Annotated in this window: 6 protein-coding genes; 2 read left to right on the top strand and 4 right to left on the bottom strand. The window is 70.9% G+C overall.

Going from position 1 to position 6,413, the window contains the following annotated elements; translation table 11 throughout:
• Positions 1-998: SbcC/MukB-like Walker B domain-containing protein (locus AC1DG4_RS14835; RefSeq protein WP_477421313.1), on the top strand; the 998-nt coding region annotated here is incomplete at its 5' end.
• Between the two features lie 33 nt (positions 999-1,031).
• Here AC1DG4_RS14835 and AC1DG4_RS14830 read toward each other — a convergent pair.
• The 4 genes from AC1DG4_RS14830 to AC1DG4_RS14815 form a co-directional block, all read right to left on the bottom strand.
• A complete protein-coding gene (locus AC1DG4_RS14830) occupies positions 1,032-2,216 on the bottom strand; it encodes a thiolase family protein (RefSeq protein ID WP_477421312.1) in 1,185 nt (394 codons plus the stop codon).
• 44 nt (positions 2,217-2,260) lie between these two features.
• Positions 2,261-4,081, bottom strand: coding sequence for a glutamine--fructose-6-phosphate transaminase (isomerizing) (gene glmS / locus AC1DG4_RS14825; RefSeq protein ID WP_477421311.1), 1,821 nt, complete (start codon positions 4,079-4,081; stop codon positions 2,261-2,263).
• 46 nt (positions 4,082-4,127) lie between these two features.
• Complete coding sequence (locus tag AC1DG4_RS14820) at positions 4,128-4,388, bottom strand: hypothetical protein (protein WP_477378569.1); 261 nt, start codon at positions 4,386-4,388, stop codon at positions 4,128-4,130.
• A gap of 116 nt (positions 4,389-4,504) precedes the next feature.
• Positions 4,505-5,662 (bottom strand): acyl-CoA dehydrogenase family protein, encoded by a 1,158-nt coding sequence (locus AC1DG4_RS14815; RefSeq protein WP_477378571.1) that lies wholly within the window; start codon positions 5,660-5,662, stop codon positions 4,505-4,507.
• A gap of 88 nt (positions 5,663-5,750) precedes the next feature.
• Between AC1DG4_RS14815 and AC1DG4_RS14810 the strand changes: the two genes are divergently transcribed.
• The gene (locus AC1DG4_RS14810) at positions 5,751-6,329 is read left to right on the top strand and encodes a TetR/AcrR family transcriptional regulator (RefSeq protein ID WP_477378573.1); all 579 of its coding nucleotides are present in this window, start codon (positions 5,751-5,753) and stop codon (positions 6,327-6,329) included.
• Positions 6,330-6,413 lie beyond the last annotated feature (84 nt).

Raw genomic sequence — 6,413 nt, 5'->3', positions numbered from 1 at the left:
CGGTGGCCGCGCGCGTGGCCGACGCGGGTGCGCGGATCGCCGCGGCGCAGGGCCTCGCCACGGCGCTCGAGGCGCGCCGTGCCCGCGCCGAGGCCGCGTCCGTCGCGCTCGCCGAACAGCAGGAGGCCCTGGCCGCATCCCCCTTCGACGACGCGACCGCCGCCGGAGCCGCCCTGCGCAGCCCTGCCGACCAGGCCGTGCTCGAGGAACGGATCGCCGCGCACGCCGCCGAACGCACGAAGGAACGCGCGATCCTGTTCGATCTCGAGCTGCGCACCCTCCCCGACGAGCCGATCGACCTCGCGCCGCACGAGGCAGCCGAATCCGACGCGCGCACCGCCTGGACGAGGGCCGTGGACGAGGCCAGCCGGGCGGGGGTGACCGCCGCCCAGCTCGGATCCCTCGTCGAGTCCGCGACGGCCGAGCATGCGCGGGGCGCCACCGCGGCCGAGGAGCACGAGATCCTGCAGCAGCTCGCGGACGCGGTCGCCGGGCGCGGAGCGAACACCTACCGGATGAACCTGGAGACCTTCGTGCTCGCCGCGGAGCTCGAGGAGATCGTCGCGTCCGCGAACCTGCGTCTCTCAGACATGTCGTCGGGGCGCTACCAGTTGCAGCACAGCGACGCCAGGGCCGCCCGCGGGGCCGCCTCGGGTCTCGGCATCGTCGTGTTCGACGCGTTCACCGGGCAGACCAGGCCCGCGCAATCGCTCTCCGGAGGCGAGACGTTCCTCGGTTCGCTCGCGCTCGCGCTCGGACTCGCCGAGGTGGTCACGGCTCGCGCCGGCGGCATCCAGCTCGACACCCTGTTCATCGATGAGGGCTTCGGATCCCTCGACGGGGAGACTCTCGACGTGGCCATGCGCACGCTCGACGAGCTTCGCGCGGGCGGCCGCACCGTCGGCGTCATCAGCCACGTCGAAGCCATGCAGGAGCAGATCCCGGCCCAGCTCACCGTGCGCGCGACGCCAGACGGCCCGAGCGTCATCGACGCCTGAACAGAGCCTGGCCAGGTCAGAGCCCCGGCGAGGTCAGAGCAGCTCGTACACCGTCGCGTTCGCCATGCCGCCGCCCTCGCACATCGTCTGCAGGCCGTAGCGGATCCCGTTCTGCCGCATGTGGTGCAGCAGGGTCGTGGTCAGCCGCGCGMCGGATCCCCCCAGGGGGTGCCCGAGGGCGATCGCTCCTCCGCGCGGGTTGACGAGGTCGGGGTCAGCGCCGGTCTCGGCGAGCCAGGCGAGCACGACAGGGGCGAAGGCCTCGTTGACCTCGAAGGCGCCGATGTCGGCGATGTCGAGGCCGGCGCGGGCCAGCACCTTCGCCGTGGCAGGGATCGGCCCGGTGAGCATGAGGATCGGATCCGACCCCACAACCGCGACGCTGTGCACGCGCGCGATCGGGGTGAGCCCGAACTCGGCGGCACGCGCGCTCGTCATCATGAGCACGGCGGCCGCGCCGTCGGAGATCTGCGATGCGCTGCCCGCGGTCACGACCCCGTCCTCGAGGAACGGCGTCGGGAGGGTCGCCAGACGCTCGACGGTGGAGTCCGGGCGGATCCCCTGATCCGTCGTGACGACACCCGCGTCCGTGGTGACGGGGACGATCTCGTCGGCGAACAGGCCCTCCGCGGTCGCGGCGGCCGCCCTCGTGTGCGAGCGCACCGAGAACTCGTCCAGCTGGGCGCGGGTGAGGCCCCACTTCTGTGCGATGAGCTCGGCTCCCGTGCCCTGGTCGCCCAGATCCGGGAAGCGCTCGTGCACGAGAGGTCCGTAGGGATCCTGCCCTGCCACGCTGGAGAACATCGGCACGCGGGACATGACCTCGACGCCTCCCGCCACCACGATGTCGGCGTAGCCGGCGATGATCGCGGCGGCGGCGCTCTGGATCGCCTGCTGCGAGGATCCGCACTGACGGTCGATCGTCATCCCCGGCACGTGCTCCGGCAGTCCCGCGGCGAGGGCCGCGTTGCGGCCCACGTTGAAGGACTGCTCGCCCACCTGCGACACGCAGCCCCACAGGACATCGTCGACGAGGTCCGGATCCACGCCCGTGTCGGCCAGCACGGCCCGGATCGGGTGCGTGGAGAGGTCGACCGGGTGCACGCCGCGGAAGACGCCGCGGTCGGGCTTGCCGACGCCGACCGCGGTGCGTCGGGCGGCGACGATGACCGCGTCCCGGCCGGCGGACAGGCCTGCGGAGGGGTGAGTGCTGCTCATGCTGCCATTCTCCCTCCGTCTGGCGTGTCGGGCGCGAGTGCCGGTCACTCCACGGTGACCGACTTCGCGAGGTTGCGGGGCTTGTCCACGTCATGCCCGAGGATGACCGCCGCGTGGTACGCGAGCAGCTGGGTCGGGATGGTCAGCAGGATCGGATCCAGCTCGGGCTCGTTCTTCGGGACGATGATCGTCCGCGCGTCGAGATGGGCGAGGTCCACCCCGGCGTGCGTGATGGCGATCAACGGGCCCTTGCGTGCGAGGACCTGCTCGGCCGCGGCGAGGTTGCGGTCGGTCAGCTCGTCCTGGGGGATGACCGCGACCGTCGGCATGTGCGGGTCGATCAGAGCGAGGGGGCCGTGCTTGAGCTCGCTCGTCTGGTACGCCTCCGCGTGGATGTAGCTGATCTCCTTGAGCTTCTGCGCGCCCTCGCGGGCGACCGGGAACCCGCGCACCCGCCCGACGTAGAAGGCGCTCTGCGCCTTCGCGATGTCCTCCGCGACGGCTGCGATCGGATCCGCGTCATCGAGGATCTCCTGGAGCTGCTCCGGGATGCGCTGCAGCCCGCGCAGGATGCGCTGGCCGTCCGCGTGCGACAGATCGTGCAGCCGCCCCAGATGCAGCGCGAGCAGGGCGAAGGAGAGCGCCATGTTCGTGAGGGCCTTGGTCGATGCGACGGAGATCTCCGGCCCCGCGTGCAGGTAGATCCCGCCGTCGACCGTGCGGGCGATGGTCGAGCCCACGACGTTGACGACGCCGATCACCCGGCCGCCCTTGCGCTTGATCTCCTCGACGGCGAAGGCCGTGTCGGCGGTCTCGCCGCTCTGGCTCACCACGACGTAGAGCGTGTCCGACTCGATGATCGGCTGACGGTACCRGAACTCGGACGCGGCCTCGGCGTCGGCGGGGATGCGAGCCAGGTTCTCGATGAGCTGCGCCCCCAGCTGTCCGACGTAGTAGGCCGACCCGCAGCCGAGGATCTTGATCCGGCGGAAGCTGCGGAGCTCCCGTGGATCCAGTCCGAGCCCGTCCAGGCGGGCCGTGGCGAATTTCTCGTCCAGCCGGCCGCGCAGGACCATCGCCGCGGCCTCGGGCTGCTCGTGGATCTCCTTGAGCATGTAGTGCTGGTAGCCGCTGAGCTCGAGATCCTCTGCCGCGACGCTGATCTCGACCGGCTCGGAGCTGGTCGGGCTGTTGCCGCGGTCGAAGGTCCGGAATCCGGTCGCGGTCACCGTCGCCAGTTCGCCGTCGTTCAGGTGCACGACCCGATCGGTGTGCCGCACGAGCGCGGCCACGTCGCTGGCCACGAGCATCTCCTTGTCGCCGATGCCGATGATCAGCGGGGATCCGCTGCGGGCCAGGACGATCCGCTCGGGGTGCTGCTCATCGAGCACGGCGAGGGCGTAGGTGCCGGTGATCCGGGTGAGCGCGGTGAGCACGGCCTGCTCGAGGGTCTCCGCGTCCGACAGGGCGATGAGGTGGGCGATGACCTCGGTGTCGGTGTCGCTCGTGAGCTCGACGCCCGACTGCGTGAGCTGGGCGCGCAGGGCCGCGGCGTTGTCGATGATGCCGTTGTGCACGACGCTGATCCGGCCGTCCTGGCTGCGCTGGGGGTGCGCGTTCTGCTCGAGGGCCGGCCCGTGCGTCGCCCAGCGGGTGTGGCCGATCCCGACCGTGCCGGTGAGCCGCTTGGGCAGTGCGGCCTCGAGCTCGCGCACCCGGCCGACCCGCCGGATCGACGTCGTGCCCTTGCTCCCGAGCACGGCGATGCCCGCYGAGTCGTAGCCGCGGTACTCGAGGCGGGTGAGGCCTTCGACGAGGACAGGGGCGGCGGCCTGGTGGCCGATGTATCCGACGATTCCGCACATGGTGGGGCTCCTGAGGAGAGTAAGTGGAGGTGGGACAGGGCTGGGCTCAGCCGTAGACGATGCGGCGCAGCTGCCGCTCGGAGAGCTCTGGGGCGGCGACGCGGCGGTCGCGCAGTTCCGCGGCGATGAGCGCGAAGGCCTCCGCGTTGCGCGTGCCGTAGAGCTGCAGCTCTGCATGGCGGCGCCGCACGAAGGCTTCGACGGGCTCGTCGTACCAGGCGAGGACGTCGTCGACGACCCGCGCGGCGACGCTCGCCGGCAGACCGGTGGATGCCGCGATCCGCTGGATCAGGTCATCGTCGGTCATGAGACGAGTATGCGGATCCTCCCGACGAACGACAAGAATCTGCCCGAATTCGGGCAGATCCCGTCAATCAGGTCCCGGTCCCTGAGCGAGGAGCGCAGCGACGAGACGAAGGGCGCTCACAGCCCGAGGCTGCGCGCGATGAGCATGAGTTGCACTTCGGTCGTGCCTTCGCCGACCTCGAGGATCTTCGAGTCGCGGTAGTGCCTGGCCACGCGGTACTCGTTCATGAAGCCGTTGCCGCCGAAGACCTGGGTGGCGTCGCGCGCGTTGTCCATCGCGGCATCGCTCGCGGTGAGCTTGGCGATCGCCGCCTCCTGCTTGAAGGGCTTGCCCGCGAGCATGAGCGCGGCCGCGTGGTAGTAGGCGCGGCGGGCGACCTGCGCGCGTGCCTCCATGCGGGCGATCTTGAACGCGATGGCCTGATGCCCGCCGATGTGGGTGCCGAACGCCTGGCGCTCCTTCGCGTAGCGGACCGCGTCGTCGACGCAGCCCTGCGCCGCGCCGACCGCGAGGGCGGCGATCGCGATGCGCCCCTCGTCGAGGATCCTCAGGAAGTTCGCGTAGCCGCGCCCGCGCTCGCCGAGGAGGTTGCCTTCGGGCACGCGCACCTCGTCGAACGACAGGCCGTGCGTGTCGGAGGCGTTCCAGCCGACCTTGTCATAGGGCGGGGCGACGGTGAATCCCGGAGTGCCGGACGGCACGATGATCGTCGAGATCTCCTTGCCCCGCTCGGTCTCGCCCGTGACCGCGGTGACGGTCACGAAGGCGGTGATGTCGGTGCCGGAGTTCGTGATGAACTGCTTCGAGCCGTTGATCACCCACTCGTTCCCGTCCAGGCGCGCGGTGGTGCGGGTGCGGCCGGCGTCGCTGCCCGCGTCGGGTTCGGTGAGGCCGAACCCTCCGAGCTGCGTGCCCGCGGCGAGGGAGGGCAGCCAGCGCTGCTTCTGCTCCTCGGTGCCGAACCGGAAGATCGGCATGGCGCCGAGCGAGACACCGGCCTCGAGCGTGATGGCGACGCTCTGATCGACCTTCGCGAGCTCCTCCAGGGCGAGGCAGAGGGCGAAGTAGTCGCCGCCCATGCCGCCGTACTCCTCCGGGAAGGGCAGGCCGAACAGGCCCAGCTCCGCCATGCCCGCGACCACCTCGTAGGGGAAGCTGTGCTCGCGGTCGTGCTGCGCGGAAACCGGGGCGACCACCTGGTCCGCGAAATCGCGGACCGTCGCGGACAGCTCGCGGTACTCCTCGGGGAGTTCGGACGGGATCGTCTCGGGCACGCAGATCAGCTCCTCAGTGAACGACCAGTAACTGAAATAGATGTTAGCGCGCGTTCACCCGACTGTCCAGGATCGCTATCCTTGCGGGATGACCACCGCGAGGGCGCAGGGGAAGGCACGGACGAGGCAGCTCTTCCTCGACGCCGCCGCCCGGCTCTTCGCGGATCGCGGGTTCCACGCCGTCTCGATCGGCGAGCTCGGCACCGCGGTCGGGGTCAGCGGGCCCGCCCTGTACCGGCACTTCCCGAGCAAGGACGCGATGCTCGAGGAGATCCTGATCGGCACCAGCGAGTTCCTGCTGCAGGGCGGATCCGAGATCGTCGCCGCGCCGCACGCCTCGGATCTGGACGTGCTGGACGACCTCATCGAGTTCCACCTCGCCTTCGCGCTCGCGCACCGCGACATCATCCGGGTGCAGGACCGCGAGCTGGGCACGCTCCCCAAGACCGCCAACCGTCAGGTGCGCAAGTTGCAGCGGCAGTATCTGGATCTCTGGGCCGAGGTCGTCGGCCGGCTGCGTCCCGAGCTCGTCCCGGCCGACCGCCAGGTCGCGATGCACGCCGTGTTCGGGCTGCTGAACTCCACCTCGCACAGCACCGAGAAGCTCGCCTCGGCCGATGAGCGCGGCATCCTCTCCGGCGCTGCGCGGCGCGTGCTGATCGGCTGACGCGCCGGTTCCGGCGACGGCCCGCGAGGCGCCCCGGATCCGATGTCCGCGTCGTGAGCGACGGATGCACGATCCTGCGACGGA

This window comes from Microbacterium sp. 05N427 (assembly GCF_056397105.1).
This window is presented reverse-complemented; position numbering and strand designations above follow the sequence as displayed.

Bases quoted from the DNA above. Each gene is read 5' to 3' on its own strand.
- AC1DG4_RS14820 (WP_477378569.1), bottom strand. From the start codon at position 4,388: ATGACCGACGATGACCTGATCCAGCGGATCGCGGCATCCACCGGTCTG.
- AC1DG4_RS14810 (WP_477378573.1), top strand. From the start codon at position 5,751: ATGACCACCGCGAGGGCGCAGGGGAAGGCACGGACGAGGCAGCTCTTC.